Origin of the sequence: Bifidobacterium miconis, from assembly GCF_019331735.1 — a bacterium.
In the GTDB taxonomy this organism is placed as follows: Bacteria; Actinomycetota; Actinomycetes; order Actinomycetales; family Bifidobacteriaceae; genus Bifidobacterium; species Bifidobacterium miconis.
The window spans coordinates 23,624-49,462 of the sequence record NZ_JAHBBH010000010.1; the positions used below are offsets into that span (position 1 = coordinate 23,624).

Here is a 25,839-nt window from a genome sequence, read left to right on the forward strand (position 1 = left end):
GTTGTCCAACGCTGCGGCGAGATTGGGGAGCATGCCCAGAAAGACAGCGGCGGGCGCGCCGGTACGCATCGTGGTCGGCGGCGACCCGTATCTCAACGAGCAGACGGCCCGCGACCTGCGGCACCAGGCCGAACGCGCGCATCCCGACGCGGACACCATCGAACTCGATGCGACCAGCGCCGGGCAATACGACTTCGACGAGGCCGTCAGCCCGTCATTGCTGTCCGACACGGCCATCGTCATGGTCACGAACCTGCAGAACGCCGACGACAAACTCGCCGAGGCGATCGTCGCATACTGCAAGACGGCCGGCAACGATCCGAACGCAAGCATCGTCATCTGCCGGCACGAGGGCGGGCAGAAAGGCAAGCGCATCGTCGACCAGCTCGAACGCGCCGGCGCCCGACGCGAGAACGTGCCCGACCTCAAAAAAGCCGACGCGAAACTCAACTTCGTCATCCAACGATTCGAACGCAGCAAACGCCGCGTCGAACCGCTCGCCGCGCAGCAGCTCGTCGCCGTGCTCGGCGACAAAACCGGCGAACTCGCCGCCATGTGCGACCAGCTGTGCTTCGACTTCGACGACGACCCCATCGGCCTCGACCGCGTCAACCAATACCTGACCGCCAACCCGCAGGTCACCGGCTTCGCCGTCGCCGACACGGCCGTCGCCGGACGCACCGCCGAAGCGATCGTGCAGATGCGCTCCGCGGTCGAACAGGGCACCGACCCGATCGCGCTCATCGGCGCGCTCGCCATGAAACTGCGCGGACTCGCCAAAGCGTCCGCCGTGCGCGCCGGCACCATCTCGCAGGCCGAAGCGAACATGAACCCGTGGGTATTGCGCAACGCGCAACGCCAGCTCGGCGGGTGGACGTCCGACGGTATGAGCCGCTGCATACGATTGCTCGCATGGGCCGACGAACAAAGCAAAACCAACGGCGGCGACCCCGTGTACGCGCTCGAACAGTGCATCATCGCGATCAGCCGGAAAGGACGGGAATCATGAGCGACACCACCAGCCCCGACACTTCTGTCACCGTCGACGTGCCCACCGGCGACGACATGCGCGCGTTCGGCGAACGCATCGCGCGAGCCACCCGCGGCGGCGACGTGATCCTCCTGTCCGGCCCGCTCGGCGCCGGCAAGACCACGTTCGCGCAGGGATTCGGCCGCGGCCTCGGCATTGCCGGGCCGATCGTCTCGCCCACGTTCACCATCGCCCGCGAACTCAACGGACGATTCGCCGACGGTTCACCGGCACATCTTGTGCACGTCGACGCGTACCGGCTCGGCGGCAACGTGTACGCGCCCGGACAGGATGCGACCGACCGCCTGCTCGACGAACTCGAATCGCTCGGACTCGACGAGGAACTCGAGGATCCGGGCGAGAACACGGTGATCCTCATGGAATGGGGCGAGCAGATGGCCGCCGCGCTCGCGCCCGAACGGTTGGAAGTGCGCATCGCGCGGCCGATCGACGCGACTTCCGGCACCGGCGATGCCGCGACCGATCCGAACGCCGAACTGACCGGCGACGGCACGCGCATCGTCACGCTCACGCCCGTGGGCAAGGCCTGGCAGGGCCGCGACCTGCTCGGCTGACGTTGCTCCGGCGCGGCCTCGGCGCCGCCGCACACCAGTGCTCGGCACGGTGATGGACGCTGGTGCGAAGCGGCCATAGACTCCCCGTTGTAGACTCGTAACGATTCTTGGGACAAGGGAGGAACACGCATGGGCTGCACGCTGGTGATCGACACGTCATACGGTTCGACCGTGGGCGTCGTGGGACGCGAGCCGATCGTCGAAACCGACTCGCGCACCCACGTCGAACGTCTGCAGGTCAACATCGCGCGCGCGGTGAGCGAAGCCGGATACGGGCCGCACGACATCGGCACCGTCGTCGTCGGGCTCGGTCCCGCGCCGTTCACCGGCCTGCGCGCCGGCATCGTCGCCGCCAAGGCCATCGCCTTCGCCGCCGGAGCGAAGCTCATCGGACAAAACGTGCTCGAGCCGCAGGTGCAGTGGAACCTCATCCGCCGCGCCAAGGCCGGCACGCTCGGTGATCCGGCGAACCTGCATGTGCTCACGCTCGCCGTCAACGATGCGCGCCGCAAACAGCTGTACTTCGAACTGTGCGACAGCCCGCTTGCCGGCGGCGACGTCACGGCCGCCGAAGCCGCCGAAGCCGCCGAAGCCTTCACGGACGGCACGGCCGCTGCGACTGCGGCGACGCCGGCACGCCCGCTCATCGACATGGACATCGACTATCCCGCATCCATCGTCGAACGCGTCAACAGGGCCGTGCGCGACTACCGCGACCATGTCGGCGGCGACGTGGTCGTCGACGTCATCGGACATGGAGCCGGCAAATACACGGATGCGCTGGCAGGCATCGAGCATCTCGGCGACGTCACGGACGAATCCGTGCTCGACGGCGGCAAACAGGGCCTTTCCGTATTCGCGACCGACGCGACGCTCGCCCACGAACGCAACCCCGAAGCCCCCGTCGAACCGCTGTACCTGCGCCGGCCCGACGCGGAAATCCCCGCGCCGCTCAAGCACGTGCTCGGCCACGCGGGCGCGGAGAGGACCGCCTGATGCTCGCATCGTTGGACGAACTCGACCGCGAAACCGCGGTCGCGGCCGTGCGCGCGCTCGAAATCGAACTGTTCGGCAGGCATGCGTGGAGCGAAGCGTCGATTCGACAGGAACTCGACGCGCCCGCGCGCACGTACGTGTTCGACGTCGCGGCCGATCGCGTCGACGCGACGATCCGACCGAACGATATACGCGGATTCGCCGGTTACTGGTATGACGGCGACGACGCGGAAATCATGGACGTCGGCGTCGGCAAGGCGCACCAGCGGCAGGGCATCGCGGCTGCGATGATGACCTGGCTGATCGAGCGGGCGCGATCGCAGGGCGCACGGCGAGTCCTGCTCGAAGTGCGCGTCGACAACGAGCCAGCCATCGCGCTGTACCGCCGATTCGGCTTCGAAAACATCGGGCTGCGCAAACGGTACTATCAGCCCGAAGGCATCGACGCGCACGTCATGGCGCTCGACCTGGAACCGCGCATCGTCGGCTTCCAGAGCGCCGGAGCGGACGCGGGGCATGCGGGAAACGCGGTGGACGCGGCGGACGCGGCGCAGCAGGCGTCCGCCGTCGCGTCGGCGCATGGCACAACAACGAACATCAGAGAGCACACAAGCAACGAGGAGACGAAATGAGCGAACCGATCGTACTGGGCATCGAATCGACCTGCGACGAAACCGCCGCGGCCATCGTGCAGGGCCGCACGCTGCGCTCCAACATCGTCGCCTCGTCCATGAACGAACACGCGCGCTACGGCGGCGTCATCCCCGAAATCGCGTCGCGCGCGCACGCCGAGGCGTTCGTGCCGTGCGTCTCGCAGGCGCTCGCCGACGCCGGGCTCGAACTTGCCGACGTGGACGCGATCGCCGTGTCCGCAGGCCCGGGCCTCGCCGGATGCCTCGCCGTCGGCGTGTCGGGCGCGAAGGCGCTCGCATGGGCCGCGAACAAGCCGATCTACGGCATCAACCACGTGATCGGGCACATCGCCGTCACGCAGCTGCAGTTCGGGCCGTTCCCGCCCGACACGCTCGCGCTCATCGTCTCCGGCGGCCACACGTCGCTGCTGCACGTCGAGGACGTGGCCCGGCGCATCGACGTGGTCGGCACCACGCTCGACGACGCGGCGGGGGAGTGCTTCGACAAGGTCGCCCGCCTGCTCGGCTTCCCATACCCGGGCGGCCCGCACATCGACCGCCACGCGCAAAACGGCGACCCGAAGGCCATTCGCGTACCGCAGGGCCTGACGCAAGGCAAGGCCGGCGCGGCGCACCCGTACGACTTCAGCTTCTCCGGCGTCAAAACCGCCGTGGCCCGCTGGATCGAGGAACAGCAGGCCGCCGGACATGACATTCCCGTCGACGACGTGTGCGCGTCGCTTGCGGACTCGGTAGCGACCGTGCTCGCGAAAAAGGCGATGCGCGGGTGCGAGCAGTACGATTCCAAGACGCTGATCGTGGGAGGCGGATTCTCCGCGAACTCGCAGCTGCGCGCCAAACTGCTCGAATACGGCGAACGCCACGGCGTCGACGTGCGCATCCCGCAGATCAAGCTGTGCACCGACAACGGCGCGATGGTCGCCATGCTCGGCGTGAACCTGGTCGAAGCCGGCGTAGCTCCGTCCGCGCCCGATTTTCCCATCGATTCCGCCATGCCGATGGACACAATCAGCATGTGACCGGGGTGCGCCCGGCTCTCGTGCGCAAGGCGCGACACGCACGGGCGCGATCCCGATTTGCGTTTTTGCGAATGAGGGATATTATTTTTTCCTTGTGTGCGGTGCTTCGCCGTGCATGAGGAACATTCCTGCGTAGCTCAGTTGGCAGAGCATCCGACTGTTAATCGGACGGTCACTGGTTCAAGCCCAGTCGCAGGAGCTTCTTCCGGTCGGGCGGCAACGTCTGCTGGTTGATAATTGAACATTCCTGCGTAGCTCAGTTGGCAGAGCATCCGACTGTTAATCGGACGGTCGCTGGTTCAAGCCCAGCCGCAGGAGCTTACCGAAACCCCGGATTCACGTCCGGGGTTTTCTTGTATCGTCCCGGGGCGCTCGAGTCCGCAGGGGACGGGGCGCGGGTACTTGTGCGGCATGATGCGGCTCGTCATGGGCGAAGTGGCGGCATGCGGGGGAGTGTGGACGGAGCTGTGGACGACACGCCGGGGTGTGGATAACCCGGACCGTTCGACCACATGCCCCGTTTCGGATGGACAACGGAACGGCAATCCCGCATGATGGAACGTCCCGGCACGGTGGCCGGGGCCGTCGGAACGCGTTCAGCGGGCGGGCCAAGGGCGGCGGCCGTCGATTTCAGGGAAGGGGAGTGCCGTGAGCGAGATGAACCGGACGGACGATGCGGCTCGGGGACTGCGACGACGCAGACGCGCGCGTTACGACATGCGCGAGCGCGAAGCGGAGGAGGATCGCCGCCGTTTGCGACGATGGGTCGGACTGGCCGCCGCGTCGCTGTCGGTGCTGTTCCTGATCGTCGTGTCCGCCGCGGTGCCATGCGCGGATTCCGGTTCGCTGTCGTGCGTTGCCGCGTATGCGGATGATGCGGCCGCGGCGGAAGCGGGATGCACGGCGGACATGGTCTGGCCCGTACGCGACACGGTCGTGACCGCAACGTTCGACGGCCCCACGCAGCCATGGCTGCCTGGCCATCGCGGCGTCGATCTGGCCGCAGGACCCGGTACGGAACTGCTCGCGCCCGCGGACGGCGTCATCGCCTTCGCCGGCAAGGTGGGCGGCAAATCGGTGGTGAGCATACGGCACGGCACGCTCACGTCCACGTTCGAGCCGGCGGTCACCGATCTGCGCGTGGGCGCGCCGGTCGCCCGCGGCGAGCCGTTCGGCGAGACCGGAGGCGTATCCGACCATTGCGGCGACTCCTGCGTGCACTGGGGCGTCAAACGCGGCTCGGACGCCTACGAGGATCCCCAATCCAAGACGTCCGCACGCAAAATCGCCCTCAAACCGGTTGCCTGATCGTACGGTCTCGTCGCAATGCCCATGTGACGCCGTGCAACGCGGCACGGCGCCTGCAATGCCGTGCGGCGTCATGCGTCGCGGACGTTTCGCTTGGCGGACTCCGCGATGACGGCCAATAAGGCCGCGGCCGTTGCATTGCGGTTGCATGCCGGCACTAGAATGCCGGAAGGAATGCAAGGCAACCGTGACATGGTCAGGAGCACAATGCAGAAGGAATACACGCGTCCGCTGGAGAAGCCGATCGACGACGATAAGAACCTGTTCGAAATCCTCGTGGAACGCGCCGAACGCACGCCCGACGCCTCGCTGGTCGAATACAAGGACGATGCCGGCGCATGGCGTTCGTTCACCGCCTCGGAATTCCGCGACAAGGTCATCGCCATCGCCAAGGGCCTGATCGCGCGCGGCATCATGCCCGGCGACAGCGTGTCCGTCATCGCGCACACCTGCTGGCAGTGGACCGCGCTCGACATGGCCATCATGTCGATCGGCGCGCTCACCGTGCCCGTCTACGAAACCAACTCGCCGGCGCAGGTCAAGATGATCTTCAACGACTCGCGCGTCAAGATGGCGTTCGCCGAAGACGACGGCCAGCGCGACAAGATCGAATCCGTGCGCGGCGCATGCACCGACCTGCGCGACGTGTACGTGATCGGCTTCGGCGCGATCGACACCATCGAAACCTACGGGCAGGGCGTGTCCGACGCGGAATTCTGGGAGCGGGAGCGCGCCGTGCGCGGCGACGACCTTGCCACCATCGTGTACACGTCCGGCTCCACCGGCACGCCCAAGGGCATCGAGCTGAGCCACCGCAACTTCGTGTTCATCACGTATTCTGGCGTGCAGTCCATGCCCGACATCGCGCTCGGCCCCGACCGGCGCCTGCTGCTTTTCCTGCCGCTCGCGCACGTGTTCGCCCGCTACATGCAGTTCTTCTGCTTCGCCGGAAACGTCACGCTCGGCCTGTCGAGCAACCTCAAGACCATCCTCGCCGACTTTGGCGCGTTCAAGCCCACGTTCATCCTCGCCGTGCCGCGCATCTTCGAGAAGATCTACAATGCGGCCTCGCAGAAGGCCGGTTCCGGATTCAAGGGCCGCGTGTTCGCCGGCGCCACGCAGGCCGCGCGCGACTGGTCGCACGCGCAACAGTCCGGCGAGCCGATCCCGTTCGCGCTCAAGGCCAGGCACGCGCTGTACGACAGGCTGGTCTACCGGTCCATCATGAACGTGTTCGGCGGCCATGTCGAATACGCGGTGTCCGGCGGCGCGCCGCTCGACCCGTCCATCGCGCACTTCTTCAACGGCGTGGGACTCCCGCTGCTCGAAGGCTACGGCATGACCGAAACGTGCGCCCCGTCCAGCGTCAACCCGACCGTCGGCTACAAGATCGGCACGATCGGCCTGCCCATGCAAGGCGTGACCATGGGCGTCGACGACGAGGGCGAGCTGTGCATCAAATCGCCGGCCGTGTGCGTCGGCTACCACAACCATCCCGAAATCACGCGGCAGCAGATCGTCGACGGCTGGCTGCACACCGGCGACCTCGGCGCGATCGACGACGACGGGTTCGTCTCGATCACCGGACGCAAGAAGGACCTGATCATCACCGCCGGCGGCAAGAACGTGTCTCCGGGCATGCTCGAGGCTTCCGTGATGACCTCGCCCGTGGTCGACCAGTGCGTCGTCGTGGGCGACCGCAAGCCGTTCGTCGCCGCGATCGTCTCGCTTGATCTGGCCGAAACGAACACGTGGCTCAAGGCGCAGGGCGCCGAGCCCGTCGCCGACCTCGAGGCGGCGGCGAAGAACCCGATCGTCTACGCGGAGGTCGAGCGTGCGGTCAACAAGGCCGACGAGCTGGTCTCGCGCGCCGAATCGATCCGCAAGTTCGAGATCGTGCCCGACACGTTCACCGAGGCGAACGGCATGCTCACGCCGAGCCTCAAGGCCAAGCGGCAGGTCATCACCGAGCATTACCGCGACCTGATCGACAACGTCATCTACGCGGGCAAGAAGTGACCGCCGCCCGCGGGCGTATCGGCGACATTCCAACGTTTGTCGGCTACGTTGCCGGATTGCGCGAGGTGCGACACGCCGATGATTGGACAACCGCGGCGGATCGCGTAATATATCTACTCGTGCTCCGATGAGGAACACGGAACGGCCCCGTAGCTCAGTTGGTTAGAGCGCCGCCCTGTCACGGCGGAGGTCACCGGTTCAAGTCCGGCCGGGGTCGCCATCACAGGCCCGCAAGTTCGCTTGCGGGCCTTTTCATTTCCGGGCGCGCGGAGCGGAGGCAACGAACCGCATCGCCGCGCGATTCACCCGACCAGGCCGGTCAGTTCGCCGAGGTTGAGCTCGAAGCTCAGGCCGCGCTCTTCGAAACGGGGCTGGTTGCGCGTGTTGCCCATCGCGTGACGCACGAACTCGCCGGCGATGCGCGCCGACTCGGCGAGCCCGCGGCCGGCCATCACCGCACCGCACAGGGCGGAGGCGAACGCGTCGCCCGTGCCCTGAATCATGTACGACAGCTTTTCGTGCGCCAGCTCGCGCCTGCCCGCGGCGCCACCGGCGGCATCGGCAACGTAGTTGCGGATCAGCCCGTCGCCGCGGTCGACGCCCTTGAGCACCACATGCCTCGCGCCCATGCCGAGCAGCGCGTCCAGCAGGCCGTTCACGGCGCGATCGTCCAAATCGCCGCCCGCATAGTCGCGGCCGGCCAGAATCGCCGCCTCGGTCAGATTCGGCATGAGCACGTCCGCGCCGTCGACCAGCGCGCGCATCGCCTCGCACAGTTCCGGCGTGTACGTCGGATACAGTTCGCCACCGTCGCCCATCACCGGGTCCACGAACCGCAGCGCGCGCGGATACTCGCGATACAGCCGCCGGATGATCGCCACCTGCTCGGGCGAGCCGAGAAACCCGGAATACACGCCGTCCAGATCGACGTGCTCGGCCTTCCACGCATCCAAATAACCGGGCAGGATACCGGTCGTGTCGTGGAACGTGAACACGTCGTATTTCGTGTGCGCGGAGAACAGCGCGGTCGGCACCGGGCACACGTCGCAGCCTGCGGCCGACAGGATCGGGATCGCGGCGGTCAGCGAGCACTTGCCGTAGCCGCACATGTCGTGCACGGCCGCGACGCGCGGAATGTAGCGCGGATCGCGGGAGTACAGCGCCGGATCGCCGGCCGCTGCCGTTGCGACGTCCGCGCTGACGGTCACGGCATGGGCGTCGGTCGTTGCGTCGGTCATAAGTCGTCCTTTCGTCGGTTCCGACGTACGACTGTAACGCGACGCCGTCACGGCCGGCCGACGACGTCCGATCTTTCGTCGTCGCGGACGCGTGACGGGCCTGCGATCGACGCCGGTCAAGACGTTCCGCATGGTCGGCGCGCCGGATGCCGCGCATGATCGCCCGCAGTCCGCGGCGGCCGTCCGTTCCGGCGTGTCGCGTCCGTGACGACGGGTTTTTCGACGTCATCGGGATGGTGGAAAACCAATGGTTCCAAGGGTTTATAAGGTGGTATAGGCAACCGTGATAGCGTTCGGCTTGCGTTCGGCGGCGCCGTGCCCGTATGGTCTTAACCAACACCTCGCCACGGAGCCCGGACACACCGGAAACGGCCGGCAGGGTGGCGACAAGAACAAGACCAACGGCCACAGGCCAAACCCACTGAAGGAGCACATCATGACCGACCCGAACAAGAAGTACCGCTTTGAAACCCTGCAGCTGCACGTCGGCCAGGAAGAGGCCGACCCGGCCACCGACTCCCGCGCGGTCCCGATCTACGCGACCACCTCGTACGTCTTCCACAACTTCGACCATGCCGAGGCCCGCTTCGGCCTCGCCGACCCGGGCAACATCTACGGCCGTCTGACCAACTCCACCCAGGGCGTGTTCGAAAACCGCATCGCCGCCCTCGAAGGCGGCACCGCCGGCCTCGCGGTCGCCTCGGGCGCCGCCGCCGTCGAATACGCGGTGCGCAACATCACCCAGTCCGGCGACCACATCGTCTCCTCCAAGAACATCTACGGCGGCACCTTCAACCTGCTCAAGCACACGCTGCCGCGCGACGGCATCACCACCACCTTCGTCGACCCGGAGGTCCCGCAGAACTTCGAGGACGCCATCCAGGAGAACACCAAGCTCGTCTACTTCGAGACCTTCGGCAACCCGAACGCCGACCTGCCGGACTTCGAGGCCATCTCCGCGATCGCCCACAAGCACCACCTGCCGGTGATCGTCGACAACACGTTCGCCACCCCGTACCTGTTCCGCCCGCTCGAGCACGGCGCCGACGTCGTGGTCGAATCCGCGACCAAGTTCATCGGCGGCCACGGCACCACCCTCGGCGGCGTGATCGTCGAAGGCGGCAACTTCAACTGGGCCGAGGTGCCGGGCAAGTTCCCGACCCTCACGGAAGCCGACCCGTCCTACCACGGCCTCAACTTCTACGAGGCGCTCGGCGGCGCCGCGTTCGTGACCCGCATCCGCGCCATCCTGCTGCGCGACACCGGCGCCACCCTGTCCCCGTTCGCCGCGTTCCTGCTGCTGCAGGGCACCGAAACCCTGTCGCTGCGCGTCGAGCGCCACGTCCAGAACGCGCTCAAGGTCGTCGAATACCTGCAGACCGTGCCGGAAGTCGAGTCCGTCTCCCATCCGTCCATCCCGGGCCGCCGCGACCACGCGCTGTACGAGAAGTACTTCCCGAACGGAGCCGGCTCCATCTTCACCTTCGACATCAAGGGCGGCAAGGACGCGGCGCGCGTCTTCATCGACAACCTGCACCTGTTCAGCCTGCTCGCCAACGTGGCCGACGTGAAGTCCCTCGTCATCCACCCGGCCTCCACCACGCACTCGCAGGAGACCCCGGAGGAGCTCGAGGACCAGGGCATCCACCCGGGCACCATCCGCCTGTCCATCGGCACCGAGAACATCGAGGACATCCTCGACGACCTGAAGGGCGGATTCGAGGCGGTCCGCGCCTCCGGCCTCGCCAAGTAGCAGCCAAGTAAGGCGACGATGCGCCGGACGCCGCGCGTGCCGATGGACACGTAACGGACGACCGGCCGCGAACCGAGTATCCTAAGCCATGACCCCGCCCGCAAGAGCGGGGTCATGGCTTGTTCTATGAGAGAGGAACCCCATGAGCGCACGCACGCAGAAAACCATCACCGCGGGCACCATCCCGCTGATCGCCGTCATGACCGCCGTCACCACGGTGCTCACCATGTTCGTCAAAATCCCCACGCCCACGCGCGGCTACCTGAACCTGTCCGACACGATGATCTACTTCGCGTCCTACGCGTTTGGCCCGTGGGTCGGCGGCATCATCGGCGGCCTCGGCCCGGCCCTGTCCGACCTGATCGGCGGCTACCCGCAGTGGGCGATCTTCACGTTCGTCATCGACGGCGTGCAGGCCCTGATCGTCGGCCTGTTCCTCAAGGAATTCAAGCCGTTCAACGTGGCCGTCGTCTCCATCCTCGCCGGCGTGTGGAAGGTGTTCGGCTACTTCATCGCCGGCGGCATCCTCTCCGGCTGGGGCCCGGCCCTCGGCGAGGTCGCCGGCAACAGCTTCCAGATGGCCGTCGGCCTGATCGTCGGCCTCGCCCTGTTCTCCGCCGTGCGCAAGGCGTACCCGCCGCTGGTCCGCCTCGGCAACCTCGGCGTCAAGTCCGCGGCCTGAGCGGTTCCGGACCGTCGTCTATAACGGCTCCCTTCCCGTCAGTGGAAGGGAGCCGTTTTTGCGTCTCCGTACGTCACGCGGGCGGTACGTCAACGCGCTCGCTAGGATGAATCGAATGAGCTTGGACGACCTGATCGAAACGAGGGAACTCGGCTGGGACTACGCGCCGATCGCCGACGGCGGACATCCCATCCCCGGACTCGACGGCGTCGGCGTGCGCATCCGCGCCGGCGAATTCGTCGGCGTCGTCGGACCGACCGGAGCCGGCAAATCGACGCTGTGCATGGCGCTCGCCGGCATCATCCCCAACCTCGCCGACGGCGACATGCGTGGCACCGTCACCGTTGCCGGATGCGACACGGCCCGCACGTCCGTCGCCGAACTGTCGCTCAACGTCGGCTACGTGCAGCAGGACCCCGAATCGCAGCTGTTCTGCGCGTCCGTCGAGGACGAAATCGCATTCCCGCTCGAAAACCGCGGCATGGACCCGACGCTCATGGACCGGCGCATCGACGACGTGCTCGCCCTGGTCGGCATGGGGGCGTACCGCAGGCGCGTGCCCACCAGCCTGTCCGGCGGGCAGATGCAGCGCGTCGCGTTGGCCGCCGCGCTCGCCGCCGAACCGGACATCCTCATCCTCGACGAACCGACCGCCGCGCTCGACCCGGACGGCAGGCGCGACGTGTTCGCCGCGCTCGCCGCGATCCGCCGCAGCCGCACGGGCCGCAACCTCACGGTCGTCATGGCCGAACAGGACACGTCGCATTTCCCCGGTTGGGCCGACCGCATCCTCGTGCTCGACCGCGGACGTCTCGTCGCTCAAGGCGACGTCGGCCTGTTCGACCGTGAGCCGGACCTGTTCGCGCGGCTCGGCGTCGCGCCGCCCGGCGACGGCGAGCCGACGCTGCGCGTGCTTCCGGCCGACGGCGGGGGAGCGGCGGACGATCCGGCGATCGTGCTGGACCATGTCACATACCGGTACGACGGAACGGAGAGCGGCGAATCATCGGACGACGGAACGCCTGACGGCAACCGTTCGGCCACACCCGCGCCCGCGCTCGACGACGTGACCTGCACGATCCCGCGCGGCGCGTTCGTCGGCCTGGTCGGCCGCAACGGTTCGGGCAAAACCACGCTCGCACGCCATCTCAACGCGCTGCTCAAACCCGCCTCCGGCCGTGTCGTCGTGGACGGGCTCGACACGCGCACGCACACGGTCGGCCGCATGGCCGCGCACGTCGGATTCGTGTTCCAGAATCCCGACCATCAGATCTTCTGCGCCACCACGCGCGAGGAAATCGGCTTCGGTCCGCGTGCGCTCGGCCGCACGGACGCACAGGTGCGCGCCGCCGTCGACGACATGCTGCGCCTGTTCGACCTGGAACGATTCGCCGACATATCGCCCGCGACGCTCGGATACGGCGACCGGCGCATCGTCGCGCTCGCGTCGGTGCTCGCCATGCGCACGCCGATCCTCGTGCTCGACGAGCCGACCGCCGGACTCGACCGCAACCTGTCCGCGACGCTGCTCGACGCGGTCGCCGCGCTCAACCGCGCCGGCACGACCGTGATCATGATTAGTCACGACATGCGCGCGGTCGCACGCTACTGCACGCACGTCATGCGCATGGATTCGGGCCGGCTCGTCGCATACGGGCGGCTCGCACGTGATACGCGCGCCGCGCACGATACGTACGATGACGCGCGCGATCCGAACGACGAACATGACGAACACGACGACCGGCGAAGGGAGCTCCGATGAACGCCGACCTGTACGTGCCCGGCGACGGCTGGCTGCACCGCGCCGACCCGCGCGTCAAATTCGCGATGTCGCTCGCGCTGCTCGTCCTGTGCCTGATCTGGCGCAACTGGACGTTCATGACCGCGGCGCTCGTCCTCGAGCACGCGATGCTCGCCGCCGACCGGGTGCCGGCCGAACGCATGCTGTGGGTGTGGAAGATCCTCGCGTTCGTGATCGTGATGATCGTCGTGCTCTGGCCGATCTTCGACCCGGGCGGCGCGCACGAACTGTGGCGTTGGGGATTCCTGCGGTTCACCCGCGAAAACCTGATCATGGCGGCCGTCATGGGCCTGCGCATCCCCGCGCTCGGCTTCGCATGCTTCCTGACCCTGTTCACCACGAGTCAGGCGAAGCTCGTGCGCGGGCTCGTCGCGCTCGGCGTGCCGTACCGCGCGGGACTCACGCTCGCCACGTCGCTGCGCTACATTCCCGTGTTCTTCGGCATCTTCCAATCCGTGTCCGACGCGCAGCGGGCGCGCGGACTCGACCTGTCCGGCGGCGATGGGACCGGAGACGGGGCGCGCCGCGGCAACCCGTTCACGCGCCTCGTCGCGCGGTTCAAGTCGTATCTGCCGATCATCGTCGCGGTGCTCATCCGCGCCTACCGCATGAGCCAGGGCGTCGGCTGGGCCATGGAATCGCGCGGACTCGGGCTGCCGGGCGCGCGCACGTACCGCGTGCGGCTGCGCATGCGCCCGGCCGACTGGGGGCTGCTCGTGGCGACGATAGCCGGAACCGCTGCCACCGTCATCCTGATGGTGATGGATTAGCCGGGTAATTCAAGCTCGCCGAGCTTGTCGGTGAGCTTCATGTTCTCGCTGTAGTCGACCGGGCAGGCGATGACGTGCACGCCGCCGTCCGCCGTCATCGCGGCTTCGATCGCCGGCCCCAGCTCGTCCGCGGCCTGAATCAGCGTGCCGGTCGCGCCGAAGCTCTCCGCGAGCTTGACGAAGTCCGGATTGCCGAAATCGACGTCGTCGTGGTGGCCGGCGTGCAGGTCCATCTTCCACTTGATCAGGCCGTACGCGCGGTCCACCCACACCAGAATCACGATATGGCAGCCGAGACGCACCGCCGTCTCGATCTCCTGCATGTTCATCATGAAGCTGCCGTCGCCCATCACCGCCAGCACCGGCCGTCCGTGGCGGGCGAGCGAGGCGCCCACCGCGCCCGGCAGCGTCCAGCCCATCGTTGACAGGCTGTTGTCGATGATGCACGTGTTCGGCAGGTACGTCGGGTACAGGCGCGCCATCCACATCTTGAGCGCGCCCGTGTCCACGAGCGCCACGTCGCTGTCGCCGAGCGCGCGGCGCGTGTCGTAGACGACGCGCTGCGGCTTCATCGGGAACGAATCGTCGTCCTTGCGCGACGCGAACTCGTCCGTGAGCAGACGGCGGATGTCCGACTCCATGTCGTCGAAGCGCACGTCGCGCTCGCGCAGCGCGTCGATCAGCTGCGTGAGCGTCGCGTCGATGTCGGCCATGATGTTCAGCGTGGTCGTGTAGTGCGCGTCCGTGTCCTCGACGAACGTGTTGATGTGGATGATCTTCTTGTCGTTCTTCGGGTTGATCTTGACCGGGTCGAACTGCTGGATCGAGAAGCCGATCGCGATGATCAGGTCCGCGTCGTCGAACGCGAAGTTCTCGTAGTCGTGCCGCATGAAGCCGACCACGCCGAGCGCGTTGTCGTGGCGGTCGGAGAACACGCCCTTGCCCTCGAACGTGGTCGCCACCGGCAGGTTGAGCTGTTCGGACAGGATGCGCAGCTGGTAGTCGGCGTGCGCGCGGCTCACGCCGTTGCCCGCGAGGATGATCGGATGCTTCGCCTTGGCGATGATGTCGGCCGCCGCGTCGATGTCGGCGGGCGTCGGCACGGTGTGCACCTGCAGCGCGCGGCTCAGCGGCTCGGCGTCGGCCGGCGCCGGTTGTTCGGCGATGTCCTCCGGCAGGATGATGCACGTGGCGGCCGGCCGCTTGCGCTGGGCGAGCGCGAAGCCCTTGCGCAGCGTTTCGGTCACGGCCTCGGGGCTCAGGATCATGTTCGTCCAGCGCGTGATCGGGCGGAACACGGACACCAGGTCGATGATCTGATGCGACTCCTTGTGTAGCCGGCGCACGCTGCCCTGCGCGCACAGGGCGACCAGCGGCGTGTTGCTCGCGTTCGCGCACGCCACCGGCAGCGTCAGGTTCAGCGCGCCCGGTCCCAGCGTGGCCAGGCACACGCCCGGCTTGCCGGTCAGATGCGCGTACGTGAGCGCCATGAAACCTGCGCCCTGCTCGTGGCGCGTGACGACGAAGCGGATGCGGCCGTCGCGTTCCAGCGCTTCGATGAACGGGATGTTCTCCTCGCCGGGGATGCCGAAGATCACTTCGACGCCCTCCTGCACGAGGCACTGGACCATCAGGTCGGCCACGTTGCGTTCATGGGCGGGCGATTCGGCGTTGCGCGGCGCGGATGATTGCGTCTGCGGTGCGGCGGCGTCCGCGTCGGCGTACGGATGACGGGCGGCGTTCTCGTGCAGCCTCGATTCGAGGCGCGAGATCAGGGAATGATGTTGCTGTTCTGTCACGAGTGCATGAGTATAACCGGGCCGGTGATCGAACCGGTGTAATGGCCGACACATGTCCGTAACAATCGGGATCGTTCGCCGCCGCCGTACGCTGCCGCGCGTGGTACGAGCGCGACGCGGCCTTTCATCCTCGGGGATGAGGGAGGCGCCGGCCTGATTCCGTCCGCCGCACGATGTCGGCGAAGCGCGTTGCGAGAGACCATGAAGCCATCATCCGATAACCGTCACGAGGAAACGAGGAATCATGGAAGGTGTGGTCACTCCGGCCGTCAACCCGACCGCCATCGAGGCGATCGATCTGGTCAAGGACTACGGGCAGGGCGACACGGCCGTGCACGCGCTGCGCGGCGTCAACGTGCGCTTCGAACAGGGCAGGTTCACGGCCATCATGGGCCCGTCCGGCTCCGGCAAGTCCACGCTCATGCACACGCTCGCCGGACTCGACTCGGCCACGAGCGGCCGCATCGTGTTCGACGGCGCCGACATCACGAAGATGAACGACAACCAGCTCACGCTGCTGCGCCGGCACAGGATCGGCTTCATCTTCCAAAGCTTCAACCTGCTGCCCATGTTCACCGCCGAACAGAACATCCTCATGCCGTTGACGCTCGCCAACGAGAGGCCGGACCGCCGCTGGTTCGACCAGCTGGTGCGCACGCTCGGACTCAAGGAGCGTCTCGACCACCGCCCGAACGAACTGTCCGGCGGCCAGCAGCAGCGCGTCGCCATCGCGCGGGCGCTCATCACCAAGCCGTCGCTCGTCTTCGCCGACGAGCCGACCGGCAACCTCGACTCCGTCTCCAGCGCCGAAGTCCTGAGCTTCCTCAAGCAGTCGGTCAGGGAACTCGGCCAGACGATCATCATGGTCACGCACGACGCGGTGGCCGCCTCCTACGCCGACCGCGCGATCGTGTTCGCCGACGGCAACATCGTCGCCGACGTGCCGAACCCCACCGCCGAACGGATGAGCGACCTGCTCATGGCCGAACGCGAACGCGCCACCCGCGCCGCCATCTGATAACCATCGTCTCTTGGCTCCCTCTGATGAGGGAGCTGGCACGCGGAGCGTGACTGAGGGAGAGAAGAAGATCAAACCTTTTGACTACCCCTCAGTCGGCTGCGCCGACAGCTCCCCTGACAAGGGGAGCCAAGTATGTGTACAAGGAATTTCCCATGTTTTCCATCACGCTCAAACTCATGAAGAAAAGCGCGCGGATGCTCATCCCCGCGGGCATCGCGATCCTCATCGGCACCGCGTTCATCTGCGCCACGTTCCTGTTCTCCAACACCATGACCGACGCGCTCGGCCGCCAGCAGACCGGCAGTTACGGCGGAGCGAACACCATCGTCACCATCGATTACGACGCGTTGGGTTCCGCGACGAAAGAGGAGAGGGACGCCGCGTACTCGACCACCGTCGGCGACTTCCATCTCGACCGGCTGGCCGCGATGGACGGCGTCGACGGCGTGCGCGCCAACACGATGACCGACGCCGTCGTCGTCAACGGCGACAAGAACGTCAGCGGTATCGCCCTCGGCACCGCCAAGGACGCGCGGCTGCTGCCCGTCGGGCTTGCGGACGGCGACCTGCCGGCCGACAACGGCGAGATCGCCCTGCCGAAGTCCGTCGCCAAGCAACTCGGCGTGACGATCGGCGACACGGTGACGGTCGGCTCGCGCATCCTGCAGGAGGAGGCGTCGGCTGCAGGAACCGCGTCTGCCGGCGCATCCGGCGGCGTTACCGTGCGCGTCGTCGGCCTGACCGACGATCCGAACGGCGTATACGGCTCCTACGGCGGCGCGTCCGTGATCTCCGACGACGTCATGGCCGCGTTGCAGGCCGTCGGCGACTTCTCGCAGGTGCGCACCAGCCAGCTGTTCCTCGACCTCGCCGGCGGCGGTAACGGCGGCAGCGCCACCGATCCCGCCAAGGCACAGGCCACGGCCGACCGGATCGCCAAACTCATGCCGAAGCACTACCGCATCCTCTCGCGCGAGGCGGCCAACCAGGAGGCCATCAAGGCGCTCAGCGCGGACGGCGGCACCGACATCACCACCACGTTCCTGCTCAGCTTCGGCGTGCTCGCCATGTTCGTCGCCGCTCTCGTCATCGCCAACACGTTCCAGGTGCTCGTCGCGCAGCGCCGCCGCACGCTCGCCCTGCTGCGCACGATCGGCGCGAAGAAGGGCCAGCTGTACGGATCTGTCCTGTTCGAGGCCGGCGTGCTCGGTCTCGTCGCATCCTTGCTTGGCGTGGCGCTCGGCTGCGCGCTGATCGGCGGATTGTGCGCGTCCGGACTCATGGCGTCGACCGGCATGGACGCGCGGTTCATCGTCAGCTGGCAGGCGTTCGCCGTGCCGGTCGCGTTCGGCATCGTCATGACCGTGCTCGCCTCGCTCGGCTCCGCGCGCTCCGCAACCTCCGTCACGCCGCTCGAAGCGTTGCGTCCGATCGAACTGACCGACACGCGCCGGGCCGGAATCGTGCGCGGCGTCATCTCCGTGCTGCTCGTGATCGCCGGTCTGGCGTTCGCCGGATTCGCCGCATGGCAGATGAGCGAGTCGATCGCCGGACAGTCGTCCATGGTCACCGACGCATACTCCACCGTGCTGCTCATGGCCATCTTCGGCTGCGCACTGATCTTCCTCGGCCTTGTGCTGTCCGCCGTGTTCTGGCTGCCCGTGCTCATGCGTGGCGTGGGCGCGCTCGTCGCGCTTGCCGGACCGTCCGCCAAGGTCGCGCACGCGAACATCCAGAAGAACCCGCGCCGTGTGGCCGCGACCGGCGCCGCGCTGTTGATCGGCGTCACACTCGTGGCGACCATCGCGACCGGTGCGACCAGCGCCAAGCAGACGATGGGGGAGGCGCTCGACAAGCGGTTCAGCGTCGACATGATCGCTGACGGCGCCGATATGACCGGCGCGCAGGCGGCCGCCGCGGCCAAGATCAAGGGCGTTGTGGCCTCCGTGTACGCGCCGACCGTCATGAAGTACACGACCGACAAGGACGGCAACGACCTGTCCGTGCTGTTGGTTGGCGTGAACGATGCGGACGCACTGCGCTCGGTGATGAAGGCCGATCTCAAGAACGTCACGATTGGCGACGACACGGTGCTCATGTCGAAGTACGACGTGTTCACCGGCAAGAAACTGGCGTTCGCTGGCGGCACGGCGACGTTCGCTGACATGACGGGGGATTCCGGCGATAGCACAGGCACGTCGGACGGGACGACCGGTTCGGCCGAGTCGACCGGCAAGCCGATCGCGCTCAAACCCGCGTACGTCGACTACCGTCGCGTATCCGAAAACTACAATGCGGTCGCGTTCGTCAGCGCCAAGCATTTCGACAACGGTGATCTTACGGCCTCCGGGCACATGCTGCTCATGAAGATCGACGCGGACGCCGCCGGCGTCTCCCTGAACGACGTGCTCACCGACGTGCAGCAGACGTTCACCGCCAGCTCCGGCGTGCAGGTGACCGGACCGATCGCCGAACGGTCGCTCTGGGAGACGATGATCAACGGCCTGATGGCGCTGCTCGTCGGCCTGATCGCGGTCGCCGTGCTCATCGCGCTCGTCGGCGTGGCGAACACCTTGTCGCTGTCGGTCATCGAACGCACCCGCGAATCCGCAACCCTGCGGGCCATCGGCATGACGCGCGGCCAGCTGCGCCGCTCGCTCGCGGTCGAGGCGCTGCTGCTCTCGCTCGTCTCCGGCGTGTCCGGCGTGCTGCTCGGCACCGCATTCGGCTGGCTCGGCTCCTATATGGTGTTCAGCCTGTACGGCGACGTGGTCTTCCCGTTCGACTGGGCGGGCAACGGCATCATGCTCGGCGTCGCGGCCGTCGCCGCGCTCATCGCCAGCATCGCCCCCGCCCACCGCGCCGTGAGCACGCCACCGGTGGAAGCCCTCGCCGAAGCCTGACCTGAAAACTTGGCTCCCCTTGCCAGGGGAGCTGTCAGCGAAGCTGACTGAGGGGTAGTCGGAAGGTTCAACCTCCTGACTACCCCTCAGTCCCACTGCGTTCGACAGCTCCCCTGACAAGGGGAGCCTGTATTGTGCATGAACTCACACGATCCCGTTGTCATAGGCGAAGACGACGGCCTGCACACGGTCGCGGGCGTTGATCTTGGCGAGAATGTGCGCCACATGCGTCTTCACGGTCGGCAGGCTGATGAACAGCTTGCTCGCGATCTCCTGATTGCTCAGCCCGTGCGCGATCTCGACGAGAACCTCGCGCTCGCGGTCGGTGAGCAGCTCCAGTTCCGGATCGGTGTACGCCGGACGCCCGCCCTGCGACGGCGCGGCGGCTGCGGCGGACTGCGCTCCGGACGGTATGCCGGCCAGCGAACGGTCCTTCGCATACCCGTCCTGCATCATTTTTTCGATCAATCGCTTCGTGGCCGACGGCGCGATGATCGCGTTCCCGTTGAACACCGTGCGAATCGACGAGAGCAGCGTCTCCGGCTCCGTGTCCTTGAGCAGGAATCCCGACGCGCCCGCGTTGATCGCGGCCATCACATATTCGTCCAAATCGAACGTGGTCAGGATGATCACGCGCGTCGGCCGCCCGTCGGCGGACGCCTGCAGCGAACTGACGCGCCGCGTCGCCTCGATGCCGTCCATGCCGGGCATGCGCACGTCCATAAGCACCACATCAGGCCGCAGCGTCTCCGCCAACGCCACGGCCTGCGCGCCGTCCCCGGCCTGCCCGACCACCTGCATGTCCGGCTGGGAGCCGATCACCATCGCGAACCCAGCGCGCACCAGCTCCTGGTCGTCCGCGATCACCACTCGAATCCTGTTCTCACTCATAGCTCACCACTGTATGCGTTGCCCGGTAAGACGGCAGCGGTCGACACCCTGAATTCTCCCTGAATTCCAGCTACCCGTGATGAGCTGCGCCGAGCTGCTCGTCGAGCAAGGCGGCCGGCCGAAGCTGCATTTCGGGCTGCGCATGTCCGTGCGCCTCGTCGCTGAACCCGGTTTCGCGCAGCACGTTCAGCAATTGGCGCATGCGCTTCAATGCGGAGCGGCCCTGCTGGCCGATCGCCGCGAACGCCGCCGCGATCGACTCGGCGGACGGCTCTGTGCCGTGGGCCTCGGCCTCGTTCATCATGCGAATGCCGGCCACGGTCCGGTCGATCACCGAGGTCAGCGTTTCACTCACCTCGTTTTGGATGTTCGCGCTGATTCGGTCGCGTTCCATATTCGCCGCCAGCACCTTCTGCTTGGCCTGTTCGGCGCGCAGCGCCTCTTCGCGCGCCTGCAGGACAAGCACGTTCGATCCGTTCGACCGCTGCCATCGCGCCAGCAGGATCGTGCCAGTGCACATCGCGCCGACCAGCGCCGCCCAAGACAGATCCTCCACCCATAGTCTGAACATGCTGGGAACCGCGGAGACTGCGAAGTCCTCAGTGCGCAGCATCCAATGCAGGATGCTGTCGTACCCGTAGGAACTGAGCGCGACCTTGAAGCCGAACAGCACGGCGACCGCCGCGGACGCGCAGCCCGTCCACCGCCATGCGGTCGGCCGGCCGTACAATACCGCCGAATACAGTGCGCACAATGCGAACAGGTTCGAGAACAGCACCGGCTGGAACACGACCAGTTGGAATGTGGATGCGATCACGACCGCCAGCGCCGCGCCCTCGGGAAAACGGCGTCGGAAACACAACGGCAGCATCGTCGTCACCACAATGAACCGGCCGATCGCCAGTTCGCCGGTGGTGCCGTACAGATACCCGTCGAACATTGATATCGTGTTGCTGCACATGATCGCGGTGAGCAGGAGCGTGCCGATGATGTCGGTCGCCAGGTAGTGTCGTTCGGTCCACTGCGACAGGCGTTCCACCCAGTTGAACGGCTTGCCGTTCGCCAGTCCGGCCTGCGCGATCGGCTTGGAACGCAGACGGGCGTGCAGACGCGCCCACGTGGGGAGTTGGGGGAGCGCGGGGGAGGAAGGATGCCTCCGCTCGCTGCGCTCGGTCGGCATGACATGGGAATTGGCTTGTTTGGCTGCGATGGGAGAGTTGGCTTGTTTGGTCGACATGACGGGGAAGTCGGCTTGTTCGATCGATATGGCGGAGGAGCGTGCGTGTGCGAGCGGTGTCGCGGCGGGGAACGAAGCGTTGCCCGAGCGCGCGGGGAAATCGCCGGCCGGCATGGCGACGACGGGACGATCGGCCGGTTCGGTTCCGGACAGCTGCACCGGTGCGGCTTGTGCGGCTTCGGCCCCGCGCAGCGGCACGACGGCGTGTACGGCGAACCCGCCGCCGACCTGCGGTCCGGCCGTCACCGTGCCGCCGGCCGCCTCGACGCGCTCGCGCATGCCGAGCAGCCCGTAGCCCGGCTTGTGCCCGTCCAACGCCGACGCCGCGCCGCGGCCGTCGTCGCTGACGATGATCTCCAGCGCGCGGTCGGACCAGCGTTCGTCGATGCGCACGTGCGCGTTCGGTCCGGCGTACTTGCGCACGTTCGTCAACGATTCCTGCACGAGATGATAAACGGCCGTGCTGGCCGCCGCGGTCAGCAGCTCCGGTCGAACCGTGCCGCTGACTCGGCGTACGATCGCGTCGCCGAATGGACCGGATGATGCGGATGCCGATGCCGCGTTCATCTCCGCCGCTGGCGCTGCGATGTCCGATGATGGTGCGGATGTCGCCGCCATGGCCGTTGACGTTGCCGCGGCGGAAGATCCGGCGGCCGCCCGCGCCTGGTCGACGAGCGCGCCGATGTCCGCGTAGTCGGCGTGCGACGACCCGCCGAACACGCCGAACAGGCGCTTCATGTCGTGCAGCGCGCGCTCCGACTCGTGCCGGATCGTCTCCATCGTGTGCCGTGCCACGGCCGGATCATGCGCGCCCGCGTACCGGCCGCCGTCCGACTGCACGATGATGATCGACAGCGTGTGCGCGACCACGTCGTGCATGTCGCGGGCGATGCGCGCGCGTTCCGCCAGCGCCGCGATGCGGCGCTCCTCGGCTTCGCTCGCCTCGAGCGCCTCGTTGCGCTCCTGCATCATGCGGATCGTGATCAGCCTCGCCCGCTGCCAGAACGCGGCGATCACGGTCGCGGCAAGACACGCCGCGATCGCCGCCAGATATATCGCCGACTCCTGCAGCAACATCTGCGCGCACGAACCGGTGAACCCGCCGCCCGCATACACGGCCCGGCAGTCCGGAATCGACCCCGGGACGGCCTGAGCGTATTCGTCGGGCGTGATGTACGGGTCGAAGAGCGGGCCCAGGTCAAGCGCCCACGCCATCACCGGGCCGGCCAGCGCGCCGACCGCCGAAGCGAGCACGATGAACGCCGTCGTGTTGCGCGGGTCCCCGTAGACGATCACCGAATACAGCATGACCAAAGCCAGAAAATCCGACGGAACCATCGCCGGCCCCAGCACCAGCTGGATGGCCGCCAATGACGCGAATATGAGCGCCGCGGTCTGCGGACGCACGCGACGGATCGCGAGCGGCAACGCCAGCGCAACCGACCATGCGGCCGTCGGACCGATATCGTATGAGAACAGCATGCCGGGCATATTGCCGACGCTCGTGCCGAACAACAGGCCGAACGCGAGCGCGGCCAGCAGCGCGGCGATCGAGTCGACGGCCAACGCGCGCGTCCGTCGGTTGCGTGCAAAAATGTCCCGTATCGTCGTCAGTCGTCGCGTCATGTCCATGACCGTCCAGCGTAGCGCGCCATCATCCGTACGGCCATCATGCGTCGGGATGAAGCAGGGGAACGACGCGTGGCAGACGGCAGGGCAGTGGACCTGACGGCAGACGGAACAGGCCCGCGATACGATCGCGAACGGCTTGGTTGTCCCCGCGTGCGGCTGATATGGAGGACATCACGGATCCGCCGAGAGCGTTCGCGGGACCGCGAAGGTCTTGCGGACACGTTCCGCGGAGAACGCCGCCGCGGAAGCCAAGGAAAGGAATAGCGCAATGACGTTGCTTGCCGAATACTACGTGCCGGGACTGCACGTTGAGGACCATTCGATCAAAGTGCCGCTCGACTGGACCGGGCACGAGCCGGGCCGAGGCTTCGACGGCGAGTCGATCAGCCTGTTCTACCGCGTGGTCACCGCGCCCGAACACGTGCACGACGACCTGCCGCTGCTCGTCTACCTGCAGGGAGGCCCGGGCGGCGAAAGCCCGCGCCCGCTCAGCCCGAGCTCCGACGGCTGGATCGCGGAGGCGATCAAGCACTTCCGCGTCGTCTTGCCCGACCAGCGCGGCACCGGACGCTCCAACCGCGTCGACACGCAGGTCATGGCACGACTCGCCCCGGCAGGCGCCCGCGCGCAGGCCGACTATCTCAAGCTGTTCCTCGCCGATTCGATCGTGCGCGACTTCGAACACCTGCGCCGCACCGAGTTCGCCGGCGCGAAGTGGGTGACGCTCGGCCAAAGCTACGGCGGCTTCCTCACGCTCACCTACCTGTCGCTGTTCCCGGCCGGCGTGGCCGCGAGCTTCACGTGCGGCGGCATCCCGCACGTGCCGGCCGACGCGGCCGAAGTGTACGAGCACACGTTCCCGCGCATGGTGCGCAAGACCGCGCAGTTCTACGAACGCTACCCCCAGGACGTCGAACGTGTGGCCGCCGTGGCCGACCGCCTTGCCGGCGGCGACGTGACGCTGCCGAACGGCGACCCGTTCACCGTGGAACGCCTGCAGTGCCTCGGCTCCGACTTTGGCATGAAGCCGAGCTTCGAACGCGTGCACTGGATCTTCGACGCCGCGTTCCTCGACGGCGACGGCTCCGCCAGCGCCGGTTCGCCGCTGTCCGACGAGTTCCTGTCGCGCGTGGAGGCGGCCACGTCGTCGCGCCCGCTGTACTGGCCGCTGCAGGAGTTCATCTACGCGAACGGCGAGATGAACGAGCCGATCCGCTGGGCCGCGCAGCGCGTGCGCGACACGAAGCCCGAATTCGCCGCCGGCGTGCGTCCGCTCAACTTCACCGGCGAGGCGATGTTCCCGTGGATGTTCGAACAGGAGCGCGCGCTGCGCCCGTTCAAGCCGGCCATGGACTTGCTCATGGAGGACACCAAGTTCGGCGTGATCTACGACGCCGACCAGCTGGCCCGCAACGAAGTGCCATTGCAGGCGGCCGTGTATTTCGACGACATGTACGTCGACTCCGGCATGCAGCTCGACACGCTCAGCCGCGTCGGCAACGCGCACGCCTGGGTCACCAACGAGTTCGAGCACGACGGCAACCACGGCGACCGCGTGTTCAAGCATCTGTACGCGGAAGCACTGAACCGCGGCGATCTGGAACCGCTGTTCTGACAAGCCGCACGGCATCCGCCACGTACGCAACGAAAGGACACACCATGAGCATGGACATCACCATCGGATTCATCGGCTACGGCAACATGGCCCAGGCCATCGCGCGCGGGCTCGTCGACGCGGGCGTCGTCGACGGCGGCCGCATCGTCGCCTGCGCCGCGCATTGGGACAAGCTCGAACGCACCACGGCCGAAATCGGCGCGCGCCCGCTGCGCAACGCGACCGAAGTCGCCGCCGCGGCCGACGTCGTGATCGTCGCGATCAAGCCGTACCAGATCGAGTCCGTCGTCGGACCGATCGTCGACGAGCTGGCCAAGCCCGGCAAATTCGTCGTGTCGATCGCCGCCGGCTGGGATCTCGCGAAATACCGCGACCTGTTCGGCGACGCGTTCGCGGACGCGCACGTGCAGTGCACGATCCCGAACACGCCGATGGCCGTCGGCAAGGGCGTGCTCGTCACCGAAGCGGACAACACGCTCACCGACGCGCAGAACGCGACGTTCGAGGCCCTGTTCGCGCCGATCAGCCTCATCGAACGCGTCGACGCCGCGCATATGAACATCGCCATGTGCATCGCCGGCTGCGCGCCCGCGTTCACCGACATGTACATCGAGGCGCTCGGCGACGCCGGCGTCAAATACGGTCTCCAGCGCGCCGCCGCCTACCGCATGGCCGCCAAGATGGTCGAAGGCGTGGGCGCGCTGTACATGGCCACCGAAACGCACCCCGGCGCGATGAAGGACGCCGTCTGCTCGCCCGGCGGCACCACGATCCGCGGCGTCGTCCAGCTCGAAAAGGACGGCTTCCGCGGCGCGGTCATTAACGCGGTGGACGCGATCGAGGCATAACCTGTCCTCCAACGGCACCAACGCGCGCGAACGGCCGGCACCAACCATG

Annotated in this window: 19 protein-coding genes and 3 tRNA genes; 18 read left to right on the forward strand and 4 right to left on the reverse strand. The window is 67.2% G+C overall.

What is annotated here, in order from left to right; all coding sequences use genetic code 11:
- Positions 1–31: 31 nt before the first annotated feature.
- The 10 genes from holA to KIH79_RS04935 all read left to right on the forward strand — a co-directional run bounded on the left by holA (position 32) and on the right by KIH79_RS04935 (position 7,820).
- Positions 32–1,009, forward strand: a complete 978-nt coding sequence (holA, locus tag KIH79_RS04890) for a DNA polymerase III subunit delta (RefSeq protein WP_219058389.1) — start codon at positions 32–34, stop codon at positions 1,007–1,009.
- Positions 1,006–1,605, forward strand: coding sequence for a tRNA (adenosine(37)-N6)-threonylcarbamoyltransferase complex ATPase subunit type 1 TsaE (gene tsaE / locus KIH79_RS04895; protein WP_219058390.1), 600 nt, complete (start codon positions 1,006–1,008; stop codon positions 1,603–1,605). Before holA ends, tsaE begins: the two co-directional genes overlap by 4 nt.
- A gap of 129 nt (positions 1,606–1,734) precedes the next feature.
- Positions 1,735–2,601, forward strand: coding sequence for a tRNA (adenosine(37)-N6)-threonylcarbamoyltransferase complex dimerization subunit type 1 TsaB (gene tsaB, locus KIH79_RS04900; protein WP_219058391.1), 867 nt, complete (start codon positions 1,735–1,737; stop codon positions 2,599–2,601).
- The gene (rimI, locus tag KIH79_RS04905) at positions 2,601–3,233 is read left to right on the forward strand and encodes a ribosomal protein S18-alanine N-acetyltransferase (protein WP_219058392.1); all 633 of its coding nucleotides are present in this window, start codon (positions 2,601–2,603) and stop codon (positions 3,231–3,233) included. The genes tsaB and rimI overlap by 1 nt, the downstream gene beginning before the upstream one ends.
- A complete protein-coding gene (gene tsaD / locus KIH79_RS04910; protein WP_219058393.1) occupies positions 3,230–4,273 on the forward strand; it encodes a tRNA (adenosine(37)-N6)-threonylcarbamoyltransferase complex transferase subunit TsaD in 1,044 nt (347 codons plus the stop codon). The genes rimI and tsaD overlap by 4 nt, the downstream gene beginning before the upstream one ends.
- Positions 4,274–4,399: 126 nt before the next feature.
- Positions 4,400–4,472, forward strand: a tRNA-Asn gene (locus KIH79_RS04915).
- 46 nt (positions 4,473–4,518) lie between these two features.
- Positions 4,519–4,591, forward strand: a tRNA-Asn gene (locus KIH79_RS04920).
- A 339-nt stretch (positions 4,592–4,930) separates the two neighbouring features.
- Positions 4,931–5,581, forward strand: a complete 651-nt coding sequence (locus KIH79_RS04925) for a M23 family metallopeptidase (protein ID WP_219058432.1) — start codon at positions 4,931–4,933, stop codon at positions 5,579–5,581.
- A gap of 207 nt (positions 5,582–5,788) precedes the next feature.
- Positions 5,789–7,600, forward strand: coding sequence for an AMP-dependent synthetase/ligase (locus KIH79_RS04930; RefSeq protein WP_219058433.1), 1,812 nt, complete (start codon positions 5,789–5,791; stop codon positions 7,598–7,600).
- Positions 7,601–7,743: 143 nt separating this feature from the next.
- A tRNA-Asp gene (locus tag KIH79_RS04935) sits at positions 7,744–7,820 on the forward strand.
- Positions 7,821–7,902: 82 nt separating this feature from the next.
- On the opposite strand, the gene KIH79_RS04940 is transcribed toward KIH79_RS04935, so the two are convergent.
- On the reverse strand, positions 7,903–8,838 hold the full coding sequence (locus KIH79_RS04940; protein WP_219058394.1) for a bifunctional hydroxymethylpyrimidine kinase/phosphomethylpyrimidine kinase: 936 nt from the start codon (positions 8,836–8,838) through the stop codon (positions 7,903–7,905).
- Positions 8,839–9,274: 436 nt separating this feature from the next.
- On the opposite strand from KIH79_RS04940, the gene KIH79_RS04945 reads away from it, so the two are divergent.
- The 4 genes from KIH79_RS04945 to KIH79_RS04960 all read left to right on the forward strand — a co-directional run bounded on the left by KIH79_RS04945 (position 9,275) and on the right by KIH79_RS04960 (position 13,844).
- A complete protein-coding gene (locus KIH79_RS04945) occupies positions 9,275–10,591 on the forward strand; it encodes an O-acetylhomoserine aminocarboxypropyltransferase/cysteine synthase family protein (RefSeq protein WP_033491948.1) in 1,317 nt (438 codons plus the stop codon).
- Positions 10,592–10,733: 142 nt separating this feature from the next.
- Complete coding sequence (locus KIH79_RS04950) at positions 10,734–11,273, forward strand: ECF transporter S component (RefSeq protein ID WP_033491950.1); 540 nt, start codon at positions 10,734–10,736, stop codon at positions 11,271–11,273.
- 115 nt (positions 11,274–11,388) lie between these two features.
- Positions 11,389–13,035 carry an ABC transporter ATP-binding protein gene (locus KIH79_RS04955; RefSeq protein ID WP_236023625.1) on the forward strand — a complete coding sequence of 549 codons (1,647 nt, stop codon included), beginning with the start codon at positions 11,389–11,391 and terminating at the stop codon, positions 13,033–13,035.
- The gene (locus KIH79_RS04960) at positions 13,032–13,844 is read left to right on the forward strand and encodes an energy-coupling factor transporter transmembrane component T family protein (RefSeq protein WP_219058395.1); all 813 of its coding nucleotides are present in this window, start codon (positions 13,032–13,034) and stop codon (positions 13,842–13,844) included. Before KIH79_RS04955 ends, KIH79_RS04960 begins: the two co-directional genes overlap by 4 nt.
- On the opposite strand, the gene KIH79_RS04965 is transcribed toward KIH79_RS04960, so the two are convergent.
- Positions 13,841–15,487 (reverse strand): acetolactate synthase large subunit, encoded by a 1,647-nt coding sequence (locus KIH79_RS04965; RefSeq protein WP_338023119.1) that lies wholly within the window; start codon positions 15,485–15,487, stop codon positions 13,841–13,843. The genes KIH79_RS04960 and KIH79_RS04965 overlap by 4 nt on opposite strands.
- Before the next feature lie 400 nt (positions 15,488–15,887).
- Between KIH79_RS04965 and KIH79_RS04970 the strand changes: the two genes are divergently transcribed.
- Positions 15,888–16,661 carry an ABC transporter ATP-binding protein gene (locus tag KIH79_RS04970; protein WP_219058396.1) on the forward strand — a complete coding sequence of 258 codons (774 nt, stop codon included), beginning with the start codon at positions 15,888–15,890 and terminating at the stop codon, positions 16,659–16,661.
- A gap of 155 nt (positions 16,662–16,816) precedes the next feature.
- Positions 16,817–19,567 (forward strand): ABC transporter permease, encoded by a 2,751-nt coding sequence (locus KIH79_RS04975; RefSeq protein WP_219058397.1) that lies wholly within the window; start codon positions 16,817–16,819, stop codon positions 19,565–19,567.
- A gap of 144 nt (positions 19,568–19,711) precedes the next feature.
- Here the strand turns inward: KIH79_RS04975 and KIH79_RS04980 are convergent, their stop codons facing one another.
- A complete protein-coding gene (locus tag KIH79_RS04980; RefSeq protein WP_219058398.1) occupies positions 19,712–20,458 on the reverse strand; it encodes a response regulator in 747 nt (248 codons plus the stop codon).
- 70 nt (positions 20,459–20,528) lie between these two features.
- On the reverse strand, positions 20,529–23,321 hold the full coding sequence (locus tag KIH79_RS12805) for a sensor histidine kinase (protein ID WP_236023626.1): 2,793 nt from the start codon (positions 23,319–23,321) through the stop codon (positions 20,529–20,531).
- 274 nt (positions 23,322–23,595) lie between these two features.
- On the opposite strand from KIH79_RS12805, the gene KIH79_RS04990 reads away from it, so the two are divergent.
- Positions 23,596–24,942, forward strand: coding sequence for an alpha/beta fold hydrolase (locus KIH79_RS04990; RefSeq protein WP_219058399.1), 1,347 nt, complete (start codon positions 23,596–23,598; stop codon positions 24,940–24,942).
- Positions 24,943–24,986: 44 nt separating this feature from the next.
- A complete protein-coding gene (gene proC / locus KIH79_RS04995) occupies positions 24,987–25,790 on the forward strand; it encodes a pyrroline-5-carboxylate reductase (protein WP_219058400.1) in 804 nt (267 codons plus the stop codon).
- Positions 25,791–25,839: the final 49 nt, after the last annotated feature.